The following is a 16,179-nucleotide window of genomic DNA, read 5'->3' as shown; positions in this document are numbered from 1 at the left end:
GACGAGCACCGCGACCGCGCCGAGCCCGGCGGGGACGGGCTCGGGGACGAGCACCGCGACCGCGCCGAGCCCGGCGGGGACGGGCTCGGTGTGAAACACGGGCGTCACACGGGTGGGGTTCACTGGGGGGAGACGCCCGACGGGCGCGGGACGGAGGCGCGGCATGGACCTGAACACGATTCAGCGCGTCCGGGTGGTGCGCGAGCGCTCCGAGCTGGCGGGCCGCGGGCCGCGCTCAGCGGTCATCGGAGGCGGCTCCTGGGTGTTCTCCCTCCCCCACGACCACCTCGACGAGCTCCTCGACCTGCAGGGATTCGCGTGGGAGCCGATCGTGCGCACGGACGCCGGGCTCTCGATCGCGGCGACCTGCACGCTCAGCGAGCTCGCCGCGATGCCCGACGCGGGCGACACCGCCCATCCGCTCTTCTTCCAGTGCTGCACGGCACTGCTGGGCTCCTTCAAGATCTGGAACGTCGCCACTGTCGGCGGCAACATCGCCAACGCCCTGCCCGCAGGACCGATGATCAGCCTCGCCGCCGCGCTCGACGCCACCGCCCTCGTCTGGCGGGCCGACGGCTCGGACGTCGCCGTGCCGGTCGCCGAGCTCGTGACCGGCAACATGACCACTTCCCTGGCCCAGGACGACGTCATCCGCTCGATCGAGTTCCCGCTCTCCTCCCTCCGGGCGCGCACCGCGTTCCGCAAGACGGCGCTCTCCCCTCTCGGACGCTCCGGCGCCGTCGTCATCGGCCGCCTCGACACCGACGGCGCGTTCGTGCTCACGATCACCGCGGCGACCGTCCGGCCGGAGCTGCTCCGCTTCGCCGCCGTTCCCTCCTCGGCCGAGCTCGCCGCGGCCGTCGACGGCGTCGCGACCTGGTTCACCGACCCGCACGGAGCCGCCGACTGGCGCCACGCCGTCGTCCGCGTGCTCGCCGAGGAGATCCGCACCGAGCTGGCCGGAGGCGCCCGATGAGGTTCACCGTCAACGGGGAGCCGGTCGACGCCTCCCCCCGCCCCGGCCAGGTGCTGCGCACCCTCCTCCGCGACCACGAGCACTTCGAGGTGAAGAAGGGGTGCGACGCCGGCGACTGCGGCGCCTGCTCCGTCCTCGTCGACGGGACGCCGTTCCACTCCTGCCTCTACCCCGCCCACCGCGTCGAGGGCCGCGAGGTGACGACCGCGGCCGGCCTCGGCACGCCCGAGGAGCCGAGCGCGGTGCAGGAGGCGTTCGTCGAGGCCGGCGCGTTCCAGTGCGGCTTCTGCACGGCCGGCATGGTGGTCACGGCCACGGCGCTCGACGGAGTCCGCGCCGAGGACGTGCCGCGGCTGATGAAGGGCAACCTCTGCCGGTGCACGGGCTACCGCCCCATCCGCGAGGCCGTGACGGGCGCCTGCGCGTCCGGGCACGGCGCGCACGCGGCCGAGCCGTCCGGAGCGGATCGCACGGAGGCCCCTGTCCGCGGACGGCACGCGGCCCCGCCGTCAGGTCTCACCCCCGTCCGCCGCACCGGTCGCCCGTCGGCCGAGGAGTCCCGGGTCGGCCGCTCGCTCGGCGCGCCCGCCGGCCGGCGGATCGTCCAGGGCCGCGAGCCGTTCACCCTCGACGTCGCCGTGCCCGGCCTGCTGCACGTGAAGGTCGTCCAGAGCCCGCACGCCCACGCGCGCATCCGCTCGATCGACACGACCGCCGCCCGCGCGATGCGGGGCGTCGTCGCGGTCCTCACCGCCGAGGACGTCCCGGACGTCCTCTACTCCACCGCCCGCCACGAGTCCCGGCTCGACGACCCGGACGACATCCGCATGCTCGACACGGTCGTCCGGTTCCGCGGGCAGCGCGTGGCCGTGGTGGTCGCGGAGTCGGTGGCCGAGGCGGAGGCGGCCTGCCGCGCCGTCGAGGTCGACTACGAGGTGCTGCCCGCCGTCTTCGACCCGGAGGAGGCGCGCTCGGCCGGCGCGCCGCTCCTGCACGCCGACAAGGATCCGATCGCCTCGCGCATCGCCCGGCCGGAGGCGAACGTCGTCGCGGAGCTCCACGGAGAGTACGGGGACGTGGCCGCCGGACTCGCGGAGGCCGACGTGGTCGTCGAGGGCCGGTACTCGACCTCGCGGGTCGCGCACACGGCGCTCGAGACCCACGGCACCATCGGCTGGCTCGAGGGCGGAGAGCTGGTGCTGCGGACCTCGACGCAGGTGCCCTTCCTCGTGCGCGACGAGATCGCGCGCCTGTTCGACCGCGATCCGTCGACCGTCCGCGTCTTCACGGCACGGGTGGGCGGCGGCTTCGGCGGCAAGCAGGAGATCCTGACGGAGGACGTCGTCGCCCTCGCCGTGCTCGCCACCGGCCGGCCCGTGCAGTTCGAGTTCACCCGGAGCGACGAGTTCACGATGGCCCCCTGCCGACACCCGATGCGGGTCGGCGTCACGCTCGGCGCCCGGCGCGACGGACGGCTGACCGCCCTCGCCGTGGACGTGCTCTCGGACACCGGCGCCTACGGCAACCACGGACCCGGCGTGATGTTCCACGGCACCTCGGAGTCGGTCGCCGTCTACAGCGCGCCCAGCAAGCGCGTCGACGCGCAGGCCGTCTACACGAACAACCTCCCCTCGGGGGCGTTCCGCGGCTACGGCCTCGGGCAGGTGATCTTCGGCATCGAGTCGGCGATGGACGATCTCGCCCGCGAGCTCGGGATCGACCCGTTCGAGCTGCGGCGGATCAACGCGGTGCGCCCGGGCGAGCCGCTGGTGGTCACGCACGTCGAGGGCGACGACATCGGCTTCGCCTCCTACGGGCTCGACCAGTGCCTCGACCTCACCGAGGCAGCACTGGCCGGCGGCGGCGGCTCCCCCGCCCCCGACGGACCGGGGTGGCGGACAGGGCAGGGCACGGCACTGGCGATGATCGCCACCATCCCACCGCGGGGCCACTTCTCGGAGGCGACCGTCACCGTCGACGCCGAGGGAGTGCTGACCATCGGCGTCGGCACGGCCGAGTTCGGCAACGGGACGACCACCGTGCACACGCAGCTGGTCGCGAGCGCCTTCCGCGCCTCGGCCGACCGGGTGCGGATCCGCCAGTCCGACACGGACGCGGCCCGCTACGACACCGGAGCGTTCGGCAGCGCCGGCACGGTGGTCGCGGGCAAGGCCGTCCACTCGGCCGCGACGCGCCTCCTCGCCGAGCTGCAGGCGCTCGCGAAGCGGCTGACCGGGCACGACGAGACCTTCGAGCCCGACGACGAGGGCCTGCTCGCTCCGGACGGCACCCGGGTCGCGTTCGCCGATCTGGTCCGTGCGGCCGGCGGACCGGTCACCGCGACCGGGAGCGAGGACGGCGCTCAGCGCTCGCTCGCGTTCAACGTCCAGGGCTTCCGCGTCGCGGTGCACGAGCCGACGGGCGAGGTGCGGATCCTGCAGTCGGTCCAGGCGGCCGACGCCGGCTTCGTGATCAACCCGGCGCAGTGCCGCGGGCAGGTCGAGGGCGGAGTGGCGCAGGCGATCGGCTCGGCGCTGTACGAGGAGGTGATCCTCGACGGCGAGGGCACCGTGACCACGGCGATCCTCCGGAACTACCACATCCCGCAGATGGCGGACGTGCCCGAGACCGAGGTGCTCTTCGCGGACACCGCCGACGAGCTCGGGCCGTTCGGCGCGAAGTCGATGAGCGAGGCGCCCTACAACCCGGTCGCCCCCGCACTCGCCAACGCCGTCCGCGACGCGATCGGCGTGCGGCCGACCGAGCTGCCGCTCTCCCGCGACCGGATCTGGCGGCTCCTGCACCCGGACGCCGCCCCGGTCGCGTCCGTCGAGGCGGAGGCGCCGCCCGGTTGAACGACGACGGGCTGAGCGCCGATCGGCTGCCGCAGCTCAGACGCGCGACGCCAGCTCCGTGCTCGCCCGGGCGACCTCGCGGGCGATCCCGTCCTCGTCCGCGTTCACCAGCCGTCCCTCCCGCACCGTCGGGCGACCCTGCACCAGGAGCAGGCTCAGCGGGGGCTGCGCTCCGAGCGCGAGGGCCGCGATCGGGTCCGCGATGCCCGCGTGCTCGATCCCGTCGATCCGCCAGAGCGCGAGATCGGCGAGCTTGCCGACCTCGATCGAGCCGATCTCGTCCTGCCGGCCGAGCACCCGGGCCCCGCCGATGGTGGCGACCGAGAGCGCCTGCCGGGCGCTCATCCGGTCGGCGCCGGCGCGCAGGCGGTTCATCAGCACCGCGGCGCGGATCTCGGAGCCGAGCTGACCGGACTCGTTCGACGCCGCGCCGTCCACGCCGAGGCCGACCGGGGCTCCCGCAGCCAGCAGCTGCGGGATCGGCGCGATGCCCGCCGCGAGCCGGCCGTTCGAGGACGGGCAGTGCGCGACTCCGGTGCCCGTGGCCGCGAACTTCGCGATCGCGTCGGCGTCGAGGTGGACGCAGTGCGCCATCCAGACGTCGTCGCCGAGCCAGCCGAGCGACTCCAGGTGGTCGGTGGGCGAGAGGCCGAACGCCTCCCGCGTGTAGGCGTCCTCCTCCACGGTCTCGGAGCCGTGGGTGTGCAGCCGGACCCCGAGCTGACGGGCGAGGACGGCCGACTCGCGCAGCAGGTCGGTGGTCACCGAGAAGGGCGAGCACGGGGCGATCGCGACCCGCACCATCGCGTCGGCGGAGGCGTCGTGGTACCGCTGGACCGCCTCTCCACTGGCCTGGAGCGCGGCCGCCGTGGTCTCGACGGCGAAGTCCGGCGGGAGGCCGCCCCGGGACTCGCCGAGGTCCATCGACCCGCGGGTCGCGTGCAGCCGGAGGCCGAGGGTGCCGGCCGCGTCGACGATGCCGCCGACGATGTCGCCGGAGCCCCGTGGGAAGACGTAGTGGTGGTCGGCGACGGTGCTGCAGCCGGACCGGGCGAGGACGCCCATCGCGCCGAGGGCGGCGGAGCGGGTCAGGTCGGCGTCGATGCGGGACCAGGCGGGGTAGAGCGCGACGAGCCAGTCGAAGAGGATCGAGTCCTGCGCCCAGCCGCGGGTGAGCCACTGGTAGAGGTGGTGGTGCGTGTTGACGAGCCCGGGAGTGAGCAGGCGGCCGCGGCCGTCGACCCGCGTGAGCGCGATCGCCTCCTGCGCCGGCAGGCCCGTCGGGGACCGTCCGTCGAGGGCCCACGCCGGAGGGTCGCCGGCTCCGACGGCGACGATGCGGGAGTCGTCGACGACGACGTGGCCGACGGGGTGCTCGGTCCCGTGCGCGTCGACGGTGGCGACGTGGGCTCCGGTGAGGACGTGGCGCTGCATGCCCCGAGCATGGCAGCGCGGTGTTTCGCGGCCGTTTCCCGCCGGAGTGCGAGCAGGCCGGCGCGATCACGACGGCGCGCCGTCAAGGGAGGACGTGCGGCTCAGCGCGCCGCGTGGATCGGGCCCGAGCGCCCCGCGAGCGGCTCCCCGGACGTCCCCGTGCGCGCGGCGAGGACCTCCGCGAGGATCGACACGGCCGTCTCCTCCGGCGTCGACGCGCCGATGTCCAGGCCGATCGGCGAGTGCAGGCGGGCGAGCGCCTCCTCCGTCACTCCCGCCTCGCGCAGCAGCCGCAGCCGCCGCTCGTGGGTGCGCCGCGATCCCATCGCGCCGACGTAGACGACCGGGAGCGCGAGCGCGGTCTCGAGCAGCGGGATGTCGAACTTCTCGTCGTGCGTGAGCACCGCGATCACGGTGCGCGAGTCGACCTCGGCGCGGGCGAGGTGGTCGGACGGCCACTCGACCACGACCTCGTCGGCGCCGGGGAAGCGCTCGGCGGTCGCGAACACCGGACGCGCGTCGCAGACGGTCACGCGGTAGCCGAGCAGGGATCCGGCGGAGCAGAGCGCGGCGGAGAAGTCGACGGCGCCGTAGATCAGCAGGCGCGGCCGCTCGGCGTGCACGATGTAGGCGATCTCGAGCTCGGCGCTCCGGCAGGCGGTCTCGACCGTGGCCGAGCGGCCGGAGGCCAGGCGCGCCTCGCGCTCGGCGAGGATGCGGCGGGCGGTGTCCTCGTCCAGGTGCGGGCCGACGACGTCCTGGAGCCGCGTCGCTCCGGTGAGGACGAGGCCGATCAGCTCCTCCGGGCCGCCGACGACGATCGCCAGCGCGGCCGAGCGGCCGGCGCGGGCGGCGCGCAGCTCGGCGAGGACCGCGGTGGAGCCGGAGTCGACGACCTGGCCGAACACGCGCAGCTGCCCCCCGCAGGACAGGCCCGCGGCGAAGGCCGCCTCGTCGTCGAAGCCGAAGTGCTCGGACGCGCTGCCCGAGGTGCCGAGCACCTCCTGGGCCAGCGCGTACGCCTGCGCCTCGACGCAGCCGCCGGAGATCGAGCCGATCGCGCGCCCCTCCGCGTTCACCGCCATCGAGGAGCCGAGAGCGCGGGGAGCCGAACCGAAGACGTGCGTGACCGTGACGACCGCGACGCTCCCGCCCGCCTCGACGCGCTCGAGCAGGGGGTCGGCGATGTCGAGCACGACGGCCTCCTCTTCTCGGACGGGAGGCGACGGCGCCGGGGCTGCGGGGAGGCCGGGCGGAGCCGCCGACGGGCGCTCACACGCAGGAAACATGCCGAGTATAGGGTCGATCCATGCCTGACGACGCTCCCTTCCTCGACCTCGTGATCCGCGCATCCGACGTGCTGACCGAGAACGGCCGGCGTCCGGCCAGCATCGCGATCGCCGAGGGCCTGATCGTCGCGGTCGGCGAGCGGGACGCCCCCTGGCGGACCACGGAGGAGATCGTCCTCCCCGAGGGCCAGGTCCTGATCCCGGGGATCGTCGACACCCACGTGCACGTCAACGAACCGGGCCGCACGGAGTGGGAGGGCTTCGCCTCCGCCACCCGCGCGGCCGCCGCCGGGGGCGTCACCACGATCATCGACATGCCGCTGAACTCGATTCCGCCGACCACCACGGTGGCGGGGCTTGAGGCCAAGCGCGCGGCCGCCGGGCCGCAGGCGCAGGTGGACGTCGGCTTCTGGGGCGGGGCGATCCCCTCGAACCTCGGCACGCTGCGCGAGCTCCACGACGCGGGCGTCTTCGGCTTCAAGTGCTTCCTCTCGCCGAGCGGCGTGGACGAGTTCCCGCACCTGAGCCGTGAGCAGCTCGTCGAGGCGATGCGCGAGATCGCCGCCTTCGACGGACTGCTGATCGTGCACGCCGAGGACCCGGCCGAGCTGAAGGCGAGCGCGCTGGAGCCCGGCGCCTCCTACGGCGCGTTCGTCGACTCCCGCCCGCCCGCCTCCGAGCGCAGCGCGATCCTGCACGTGATCGAGGCCGTCCGCGAGACCGGCTGCCGCGCGCACATCCTGCACCTCTCCTCCGCCGACGCGCTGCCGCTCCTGCGCGAGGCGAAGGCCGAGGGGCTGCCGATCACCGCCGAGACCTGCCCGCACTACCTCACCTTCGACGCCGGCTCGATCCCCGACGGCGGCACGCAGTTCAAGTGCTGCCCGCCGATCCGCGACGAGCGCAATCGCGAGCTGCTCTGGAAGGGGCTGCTCGACGGGACGATCGACATCATCGCCTCGGACCACTCCCCCGCCACCGCCGAGCTGAAGCTCCCCGCCGGCGGCGACTTCGGCGGCGCCTGGGGCGGGATCTCGGGACTCGAGCTGAGCTTCCGCGCGGTCTGGACCGGGGCCCGCGAGCGGGGCATCCCGCTCGAGCAGGTCGTCGCCTGGATGTCCACGGCGACCGCCGCGTTCGCCGGGCTCGGCCAGAAGGGCCTGCTGCACGCGGGATCCGACGCCGACCTGGTCGCGTTCGACCCGGAGTCGCAGTGGCGCGTGGACGTCGACGCCCTGTCGCACCGGAACCCCGTCTCGGCCTACGAGGGCCGCGTCCTCAGCGGCGCCGTCGCCGCCACCTGGGTCGGCGGCCGCCGCGTCACCGCCGCGACGGTCCCGCCCGCCGGGCGCCTCCTCAGCCGCCCCTGACCTCGACCCGCCGATGCCCCGCCTCCCTGACGACACCTCGGGGAGCTCCCCCGCTCACGCCGAGCGCCGCCGTGTCATCGGCAGGTTTCGAGCGTGTGAACGGAGGCGGGTCGGAGCCGCGGAGCGGGCGGATCGCACAAGACTCGGAGTCCCGGCGGCGGCTCCTCGGGATGCTCCGCCGGTGCGCGGAGCCCCCGGCAGGCGCGAGGCTGGCAGACGGGCTCGCAGGAGCCGCGAGCAGGACGGTCACCACCGCGTGACCGGGCCCGGCCGCACGGAACGGACAGGAGCGGACATGTCGATCATCCTCGGGGACCACCAGTACGGGAAGGCCGAGAACCGCGTCGTGCGGATCTACCGCGAGACCCCGCGGCACGAGATCCACGACGTCAACGTCTCCACGGCCCTCCGCGGCGACTTCGAGGCCGCGCACCGAGAGGGCGACCAGTCGGCCGTCCTGCCCACGGACACGCAGAAGCAGACGGCGTACGCCTTCGCCAAGGAGAAGGGCCTGCGCTCGATCGAGCCCTACGGCCTCGAGCTGGCCCGCCACTTCGTCGACGGCTACGAGCCCGTCCACGGCGCCCGCATCGAGATCGAGGAGTTCGCCTGGGAGCGCGTGCTGGTGGACGGGCGCGAGCACGACCACACCTGGGTCCGGAAGGGCCAGGAGACGCGGATCGCGTCGGTCACGGTCGAGGGCTCGGGCGACGAGCGGCGGATCTGGATCACCGGCGGCTTCAAGGACCTCACGATCCTGAAGTCCACGGGGAGCGAGTTCCACGGCTTCCTCACCGACCCGTACACGGTCCTCCAGCCGACGAACGACCGGGTGATGGCGACCTCGCTGGTCGCGAAGTGGCGCTTCGCCCTGAGCGAGGACGAGATCGCGGCGATGGACTGGGAGGCGGTCTACGCGGGCGTCAAGGCGCTCATGACGAGCCGCTTCGCGACCGTGCACTCCCTCGCCCTCCAGCAGACGCTCTTCGAGATGGGGAAGGCGGTCCTGGAGGAGTACCCGCAGATCGTCGAGATCCGTCTCTCCGCGCCGAACAAGCACCACTTCGTCTACGACCTCTCGCCCTTCGGCGTCGAGAACGACAACGAGGTCTTCCACGCCGCCGACCGCCCCTACGGGCTGATCCAGGCGAGCGTCACCCGCGACGACGCGCCGCCCGCGGGATCCGCCTGGACCGCCTACACGGGCCTGGTGTGACCGGCGCCGGGGGCGTCCACCGGGGGCACGTGCTGCACGTCGCCGGGGGTGCGACGCTCGCGACCGCGCGGGAGTCGCTGGTGTCGATCCCGGACGGCGCTCTCGCCGTGGACGAGGACGGCACGATCGCCTGGGTCGGTCCGTACCGCGAGCTGCCGGACCGCTTCGCGCTCCTGCCGGTCTCCGGCGACGCCGCGTCGATCCTGCTGCCCGGCTTCGTCGACGCGCACGTGCACTTCCCCCAGACGTTCTCGACCGACGGCTTCGGCGGCGGCCAGCTGCTCGAGTGGCTCGACCGGACGGTGTTCCCAGCGGAGGCGCGGCTCGCCGACCCGGAGTTCGCCGACGTCGTCGCGCGCGCCTTCACCCGGCGGCGGGTGGCGGCGGGCACGACCGCCGCGATGGTCTTCGGCTCCGCGTTCCCGGCCGCGCAGGACGCCCTCTTCGAGCGCAGCCGCGAGGCGGGGCTGCGGATCGTGTCGGGGCGCGGCATCCAGACCACGGGCCCGGCCTCGGCGGCTCCCCTGATCACCTCCGAGGAGGAGGCGCTGACGCTCGCGTCGGAGGAGATCGACCGCTGGCACGGGAGGGACCAGCTCCTGCAGGTCGCGCTCGTCCCGCGGTTCTCGCTGTCCGTCACTCCCCGGACCCTCGGAGCCCTCGGCGACCTCTACGACGACGTCCGCGGACGCGGCGTCTACGTGCACAGCCACCTCAACGAGAACGACCGGCCCGGCGACGGCGAGATCGCCGCCGTGCTCGGCTCGTACGGCACCCGCAGCTACCTCGACACCTACGACGGGCTCTTCCTCCCCGGCTCCGCGCGCGGAGGCTCCTCCCTCCTCGGGCCGCGCACGATCCTCGCCCACGCCGTGCACTGCCAGGACGCGGAGCTAGACCGGATGGAGGAGACCGGCACCTCGATCGCCCACTGCCCGACCTCGCAGCAGTTCCTCGGCTCCGGCACCATGCCCTGGCGCCGGACCGTCGCCTCGGGGGTCACCGTCGCCCTCGGTTCGGACGTGGGCGCGGGCGACGAGTGGCTGCTGGCGCGAGTGGCGAACGACGCCTTCAAGGTGCACCTCTCGGAGCCCGGCGACGCGGCCGTCGCCCTGCATCCGGCCGAGCTCCTGTTCACGGCGACGCTCGCCGGCGCGCGGGCGCTCGACCAGGAGGACCGGTTCGGCAGCCTCGACCCCGGGAAGGACGCGGACTTCCTCCGCATCGAGCCCGACCGGTGGGAGCCGCTCGCCGACGTCCTCGCCCACGGGATCCGCGCGGACGACGAGGAGGAGGCGACGGCCCAGCTGCTCTTCGCCCTGCTGATGACCCTGCGCGAGCCGGCGATCGCCGCGGTGCACGTCCGGGGCAGGCGGATCGCGTCTCCGGAGTGACGGGGCCGGCCGGGGCGGCGCGGTGCGGACCGCGCGCACCCGGCCGTCAGCGCAGGCGCAGCGCCAGGAACAGGTCGGCGCGGTCCGCGGTGTCCGACAGGTCGCGCTGCGTCAGCTCCTCCACCCTCGCGATGCGGTACCGCACCGTGTTCAGGTGCAGGTGCGTCTGCTCCGCCGTGCGCACCCACGAGCCGCCGCAGTCGAGGAACGCCGCGAGCGTGGCGACCAGCTGCGAGCCGTAGCGCGCGTCGTGCTCGACGAGCCGCCCGAGCACCAGCTCGACGAACACCGAGCGCAGGTGGTCGGGGACCGCGCTCAGCAGCTGCACGGCGGAGGTGACCTCCCCGGAGTCGCAGACCCGCACCGGAGCGTCGTCGCCCGGAGAGCCCGGCAGCAGCATCCCGTAGCGTGCCGAGCGGAGGGCGCCGCCGAGCGCGGGCAGCGGAGTCGCGGCGCTCGTCCCGACGCGCAGCACGGCGCCCGGCCACGCGGCTCCCGCTCGTCGCAGCGCCGAGGTGACGACGGCGAGCGGATCCGCGCCGGTGGGGATCGCATCGGTCGCCTCGGTGGGCAGCACCGCCACCGCGCAGCCCTGGGCGTCGCGTCCGACCACGGCGCGGCCCAGGTGCGCGGCGGCGTCGACCAGGACACGGCGCGCCAGGTCCGGGGGCGCGTCGCCCTCGAACTCGGCGGCGACCACGGCGCACCGCCCGGCGCCGCCGAGTCCGAGCTGCCTCAGGTACACCGCGGCCTCGGGCTGCTCGCTGTCCTCCTCCACGAGCTCGAGCAGGCGGTCGGCGAGAGCGGAGTCGGCCGAGAGCGCCGCCTCCCGCTGCAGCCGGTAGACCCCCACGACTCCGGCGAGCTCGGTCACGGCGTCCAGCACTGCGGCGGGCCAGTCGTTCCAGTCGCCCCCGACGACGACCAGCCAGGAGGTGGCGCGGTGCTCGCCCGCTCCGGCGACGGTGAGGACCGACAGGGCGCCGCCGCGGGCGTCCGCGACCACGACCGGGCTGCGCCGGGCCGTGAGCGCCGCGCGCACGACCCGCTCGATCTCCCCCAGCCCCAGGGGCGAGGCGGATGCCGCGGTCCGACCGGTGGCGGTCAGCACCGACACGGGGAGTCCGAGCTCGCGCGAGGTGCGCGTGACGAGCTCGTCGAGCTGCTGCCCCCGGTAGACCTCCGTCAGCAGCTCCCGCTGGCGGGCGAGGGCGGCCGTCAGCCGGGCCACGCGGTCGCCGGCGAGGGCGTTCGACAGGTGCGCCGTGATCGCGCCGAACGACACATCGGCCGGCACGGCGATCAGCGGGACGTCGTGCTCGCGGCAGGCGACGACGAGGTCGTCCGGCACGAAGCCCAGCAGCCCCTCGCCGGCGAGCAGAGCGCTGGCACCCGAGTCCGCGACCGCGGCGACGAAGGCCGCGCTGTCCTGGGCGTCCCGACGCCAGACCAGACCGGTCAGCACCAGCTGGTCGCGCGAGATGTAGCGGCGCGGGTCGAGGAGATCGGTCGTGAAGATGCCGTCGACCGGCCGGGCGAGCGCTCCGTCGCCGGCGACCAGCACGCGCAGCCGCAGCTGCGGCGCGTCGAGGACGTCCTGCAGCTGCATCAGCTGCCCCGGTAGGTCGAGTAGGCGAAGGGGCTGAGCAGGAGCGGGATGTGGAAGTGCGCCTCCTCGTCGTCGAGGCGGAAGGCGACGACGACCTCGGGGTAGAACGACTCGGTGCCCGAGGCGGCGAACCAGGCGCCGGTGTCGAAGACGACCCGGTGCACCCCGGCGGCCAGGCGCTCCGGCCCGAAGGCCGCCACGCGGCCGTCGTCGTCGGTGCGGGCCTCGGCGAGGCGCTCCCAGCCGGAGCCGACACGGGCGTCGAGAGCCACCGGGACCCCGCGCGCGGGGCGGCCGCGGACGGCGTCGAGCACGTGGGTGGTGACGCGGCTGGCGTGCCCGCTCATCGTGCGGCCTCCGCCCGGACGAGGCGCCCGTCGTCGAGGCCGCGGACCCGCAGCACCGTGATCTCCCGCAGCTGCTCCGCGACGATGCGGGCCTCCGTCTCGTCGTCGAGCCCGAGTCTCCGCTCCAGCTCCGCGACGACCTCGGCCCGGTCGCGGCCGGCCGCGCGGAGGAGGAACACGCGCCCGAACCGCTCCTCGTAGGCGCGGTTGCCGGCCAGCAGCCGCCGGGTCAGCTCCTCGTCGCCCGTGCGGCTCGCCGCCTGCTCCGCGGCCGAGAACGCGGAGGAGCGCCCCGCGCCCGCGTGCCGCTCGCCGATCCGGGGGTGGTCGGCCAGCGCTGCCTCCACCTCCTCCTCGGTGAGCGTGCGCGCGGCCCGCTCGGCCGCGTCGGCGAGCGCGTCGGCCGACGGGTAGGGCGCGCCGGAGGCGACCTCGTCGGCCCAGCGCGGGACGGCGAGGCACGCGAGCAGCACGTCGCGGGCGGTCTCGGATCGGGTGTCGGTCATGCGGTCTCCTTCGTCCGGCGGAGCAGGGGCTCGGCCTGCGGCACGATGGTCGGATGGATCTGGTCGGGAGTCGGGACCTCGTCGGGCTGGTGCTCGCGGCGGGTGCGGGGCGCCGGGCGGGCGGCCCGAAGGCGCTGCGGTGCGACGCGGCGGGAGTTCCCTGGGTGGAGCGAGCCGTCGAGAGGCTCCGCGCGGTGGGCTGCGAGCGGGTGCTCGTGGTCCTGGGCGCGGAGGCCGGACGGGCGCGCCTCCTGGTGCCGCCGTCCGCGGACGTGGTCGTCGCGGCGGAGTGGGAGAGCGGCCTCTCGGCGTCGCTCCGCGCGGGTCTCGCCGCGGCCGAGGGCGTCGCCGCGCTGGTCGCCCTGGTCGACCTGCCCGAGGAGCCGCCGAGCGTGGGGGCCCGGCTGCTCGCGGAGGCGCCGGTCGCGCCGGACGTGCTCGCCCGCGCGGTCTTCCGCGGTCGGCCCGGTCATCCGGTGCTGCTGGGACGGGACCACTGGCCGGAGCTCCTCGAGGGCGTGCACGGGGACTCCGGCGCGCGCGACCTGCTCCGCGCGAGGGGTGCGCGCGGGGTGGAGTGCGGCGATCTGTGGTCGGGAGCCGACCGCGACGGGCCGGACTGAGCGGCTCACGCCAGGCCCGCGTCGTCGAGGGCGGCGGCCAGCGCCCGCCAGGCCAGCGTCGCGCAGACGGAGCGGACGGGGTTGCCCGCGACCGCGAGCAGCGCCTGCTCCTCGCCGGCGAGAGCACCCTCCCGGTGGGCCATCGCCGCGAGGAACGCGTCGATCCGCTCCCGCATGTCCGACGCCGGCAGCCCGTCGAGACCGTCCGCGAGCAGCGACGCGGATCCTCGCGAGACCTCGCACCCCCGCCCGCTCCAGGCGAGGCGCACCTGCTCCGCGCCGCCGTCGACGCGCAGCTCGATCCGGTCGCCGCAGGTGGGGGTGATCAGCTCGGCCCGGCCGAGGGCCGGAGTCGGGTCGGCCTGCCCGACGGGGTCCTTGGCGTGCGCGCGGATCAGCTCCGCCGCCTCGCTCACGGCCGGTCCTCCAGCTCGGCGAGCTCCGCGTAGGCCGTGCTGATCCCGGCGATCCGCTCGCGCGACTCCCTCGGCGACGCCCCGAGCACTCCGGAGGCCACGAGCGCGACCGCGCTCATCGCCGCCGCGTAGCTGTCCAGCGCCGTGCCGCTGTCGACCGGGCACTCCAGCCAGACCGCCGCGTGCTCCGCGTAGCGCCGGGCGGGCGGATCCGCGAGGAGCACCACGGGCACCTCGCGCGCGGCGAGCGTCCCGATCAGGGCGGCGAAGGAGGCGGGGCGGCGGCGGAAGCCGACCAGCACCACGACGTCCTCGGCTCCGAGCCCCTCGAGCTCCTCACCGAGCGACTGGCCGGGCTGCGGGGCGATCCGGACGCGTCCGCGCGCCTGCGCGAGCTGCTGGCGCAGGTGCAGCGCCACCGGGTAGCTGTTGCGCAGTCCGATCACGACGACCTCGCGTGCTCCCGCGATCAGCCGCACCGACTCTCCCAGCCGCCCGTCGCCGAACGCGGCGGCCAGCCGGGCCAGGTTCGCCCGCTCGCTCTCGAGGTGCGCGGCGAGCGGATCCCCCTGTCCCTGCGCGGGACCGACCGGCACACCGGAGGACCGCAGCGCCCGGGCGTGCTCGCGCACCTCCTGCGAGTTCGAGAACCCCAGGCGGCGGAACAGCCGCGAGACCGTGGCCTTGGACACTCCGCTGTGCTGGGCGAGCTCGGTCGCCGTGTAGACGGCCAGGTCGCCGAGGTGGTCGAGGATGAAGTCGGCCGCCCGCTGCTCCTGCCGCGACAGCGCGGCGTAGCCGGCATCGATGCGGTGACCGATGCTCGTCGAAGGGGCCGGGGCGGGGGTCACGCGGTCTGCGTCCCGTCGGCGAGCGCCAGCACGGCCGCCTCGAACGCGTCGAGCGCGGTCGCGACGTCGGCCTCGGTCACGTTCTCGTCCGGGTGGTGGCTGACGCCGCCCTCGCAGCGGAGGAAGAGCATCGCGTACTCGGCGAGGTCGGCGACCGCCATCGCGTCGTGGCCGGCCTTGGAGAACAGCACCATCGGCTCCGCGTCCCCGGTCGCGCGGATGCCCGCCCGCACGACGTCCTGCAGCCGAGAGGAGGCGACGACCGCGGGGGCCGAATGGGTCTCCTCCACCGTCAGCGCGAGACGGCGGCGCGACGCCGACTCCGACATCGCGTGCTCGATGGCGTCCCACGCCGCGTCGCGCTGGGCGTCGGTCTCGGCGCGGAGGTCGAGGCTGAACTCGACCCGGCCGGGGATGACGTTGACTGCGCCCGGGAAGGTCTCGAGCCGGCCGACCGTGGCGATCACGCCCTGCTCCCGCGCGATGCGCTCCACCGCGAGCACGGCCTCGGCCGCCCCGGTGAGCGCGTCGCGGCGGCGGTCGAGCGGAACTCCGCCCGCGTGCCCGGCCTTGCCGGTGAGGGTGAGTGCGAAGCGGCGGGCGCCCGCTATCGAGGAGACCACGGCGAGGGCGCGGTCCGCCTCCTCCAGGTAGGGGCCCTGCTCGATGTGCGCCTCGAGGTAGGCGAGGACGTCCTGCGCGTCGCGCGCGGCGGTGCGGATGCGCGAGGGGTCCAGCCCGAACTCGTGGAACGCCTCGACGAGCGTCGTCCCGTCGGCGTCCTCGAGCTCCCACCAGTGCTCGTCCCAGGTGCCGGCGAGGGCGCGGGAGCCGAGGAGCGCTGTGCCGAAGCGGGTGCCCTCCTCGTCGCCGAACGCGACGACCTCGACGGCGAACGGCAGGCGCCGGCCCGCCCCCTGCAGGCGCGACACCACGGCGATCGCGAGCATCACGCCGAGGATCCCGTCGTAGCGGCCCGCGTCGGGCACCGTGTCGAGGTGCGAGCCGAGCAGGAGCGCCGGGAGTCCCGGAGTCGCGCCCTCGTAGCGGCCGCACTGGTTGCCGGCCGCGTCCTGCCAGGTGCGCATGCCCGCCTCGGTCATCCAACGCGCGGCCATCGCGTTCACCCGGGCGTGCTCGGGCGAGAGGTAGACCCGCTCGATGCCGTCGCGGCTGGAGGAGACCGCGGCGAGCTCGTCGCAGCGGGCCATGATCGCGGCGGCGTCGGGCACAAGATGACGAACGTCGTCGCTGTGCGCATCCCGCAGGGCGTGAACGGGGACGCGGTGCGCG

General features: G+C 75.0%; 14 protein-coding genes. 6 read left to right on the top strand and 8 right to left on the bottom strand.

The window, feature by feature from the left end; all coding sequences use genetic code 11:
• Positions 1-163: 163 nt before the first annotated feature.
• Positions 164-976 carry an FAD binding domain-containing protein gene (locus tag C5C55_RS15925; RefSeq protein ID WP_104234592.1) on the top strand — a complete coding sequence of 271 codons (813 nt, stop codon included), beginning with the start codon at positions 164-166 and terminating at the stop codon, positions 974-976.
• Entirely contained in the window at positions 973-3,831 is a 2,859-nt protein-coding gene (locus C5C55_RS15920; RefSeq protein WP_104234591.1) for a molybdopterin cofactor-binding domain-containing protein, read from the top strand. Before C5C55_RS15925 ends, C5C55_RS15920 begins: the two co-directional genes overlap by 4 nt.
• A gap of 36 nt (positions 3,832-3,867) precedes the next feature.
• Here the strand turns inward: C5C55_RS15920 and C5C55_RS15915 are convergent, their stop codons facing one another.
• On the bottom strand, positions 3,868-5,265 hold the full coding sequence (locus C5C55_RS15915; RefSeq protein ID WP_104234590.1) for an 8-oxoguanine deaminase: 1,398 nt from the start codon (positions 5,263-5,265) through the stop codon (positions 3,868-3,870).
• 101 nt (positions 5,266-5,366) lie between these two features.
• A complete protein-coding gene (locus C5C55_RS15910; RefSeq protein WP_219813025.1) occupies positions 5,367-6,461 on the bottom strand; it encodes an XdhC family protein in 1,095 nt (364 codons plus the stop codon).
• Positions 6,462-6,574: 113 nt separating this feature from the next.
• Here C5C55_RS15910 and allB point away from each other — a divergent pair, with 113 nt between their 5' ends.
• The 3 genes from allB (at position 6,575) to C5C55_RS15895 (ending at position 10,534) form a co-directional block, all read left to right on the top strand.
• A complete protein-coding gene (gene allB / locus C5C55_RS15905) occupies positions 6,575-7,924 on the top strand; it encodes an allantoinase AllB (RefSeq protein WP_104234588.1) in 1,350 nt (449 codons plus the stop codon).
• 295 nt (positions 7,925-8,219) lie between these two features.
• The gene (pucL, locus tag C5C55_RS15900; protein WP_104234587.1) at positions 8,220-9,140 is read left to right on the top strand and encodes a factor-independent urate hydroxylase; all 921 of its coding nucleotides are present in this window, start codon (positions 8,220-8,222) and stop codon (positions 9,138-9,140) included.
• A complete protein-coding gene (locus tag C5C55_RS15895; protein WP_104234586.1) occupies positions 9,137-10,534 on the top strand; it encodes an amidohydrolase family protein in 1,398 nt (465 codons plus the stop codon). Before pucL ends, C5C55_RS15895 begins: the two co-directional genes overlap by 4 nt.
• Positions 10,535-10,580: 46 nt before the next feature.
• Here the strand turns inward: C5C55_RS15895 and C5C55_RS15890 are convergent, their stop codons facing one another.
• The 3 genes from C5C55_RS15890 to uraD are packed head-to-tail and all read right to left on the bottom strand — an operon-like array spanning position 10,581 to position 12,996.
• Positions 10,581-12,143, bottom strand: a complete 1,563-nt coding sequence (locus C5C55_RS15890; protein WP_104234585.1) for a PucR family transcriptional regulator — start codon at positions 12,141-12,143, stop codon at positions 10,581-10,583.
• On the bottom strand, positions 12,143-12,490 hold the full coding sequence (gene uraH / locus C5C55_RS15885; RefSeq protein WP_104223494.1) for a hydroxyisourate hydrolase: 348 nt from the start codon (positions 12,488-12,490) through the stop codon (positions 12,143-12,145). Before uraH ends, C5C55_RS15890 begins: the two co-directional genes overlap by 1 nt.
• Positions 12,487-12,996 carry a 2-oxo-4-hydroxy-4-carboxy-5-ureidoimidazoline decarboxylase gene (gene uraD, locus C5C55_RS15880; protein ID WP_104234584.1) on the bottom strand — a complete coding sequence of 170 codons (510 nt, stop codon included), beginning with the start codon at positions 12,994-12,996 and terminating at the stop codon, positions 12,487-12,489. The genes uraH and uraD overlap by 4 nt, the downstream gene beginning before the upstream one ends.
• Before the next feature lie 53 nt (positions 12,997-13,049).
• Between uraD and C5C55_RS15875 the strand changes: the two genes are divergently transcribed.
• Positions 13,050-13,619: an NTP transferase domain-containing protein gene (locus tag C5C55_RS15875; RefSeq protein ID WP_104234583.1), complete on the top strand. Its 570-nt coding sequence runs from the start codon at positions 13,050-13,052 to the stop codon at positions 13,617-13,619.
• Between the two features lie 5 nt (positions 13,620-13,624).
• Here the strand turns inward: C5C55_RS15875 and C5C55_RS15870 are convergent, their stop codons facing one another.
• Genes C5C55_RS15870 through C5C55_RS15860 form a run of 3 tightly spaced genes read right to left on the bottom strand, consistent with a single transcriptional unit; the run spans position 13,625 to position 16,097 of the window.
• Complete coding sequence (locus C5C55_RS15870) at positions 13,625-14,035, bottom strand: iron-sulfur cluster assembly scaffold protein (RefSeq protein WP_104223491.1); 411 nt, start codon at positions 14,033-14,035, stop codon at positions 13,625-13,627.
• On the bottom strand, positions 14,032-14,886 hold the full coding sequence (locus C5C55_RS15865; RefSeq protein WP_219813024.1) for a MurR/RpiR family transcriptional regulator: 855 nt from the start codon (positions 14,884-14,886) through the stop codon (positions 14,032-14,034). The genes C5C55_RS15870 and C5C55_RS15865 overlap by 4 nt, the downstream gene beginning before the upstream one ends.
• Positions 14,883-16,097: an allantoate amidohydrolase gene (locus C5C55_RS15860; protein ID WP_104234593.1), complete on the bottom strand. Its 1,215-nt coding sequence runs from the start codon at positions 16,095-16,097 to the stop codon at positions 14,883-14,885. Before C5C55_RS15860 ends, C5C55_RS15865 begins: the two co-directional genes overlap by 4 nt.
• Positions 16,098-16,179: the final 82 nt, after the last annotated feature.

The organism is Rathayibacter sp. AY1C2, from assembly GCF_002931195.1.
Classification (GTDB): Bacteria; Actinomycetota; Actinomycetes; order Actinomycetales; family Microbacteriaceae; genus Rathayibacter.
Note: the sequence above shows the minus strand (reverse complement) of the source record. Positions and strands in the feature narration are given on the sequence as shown.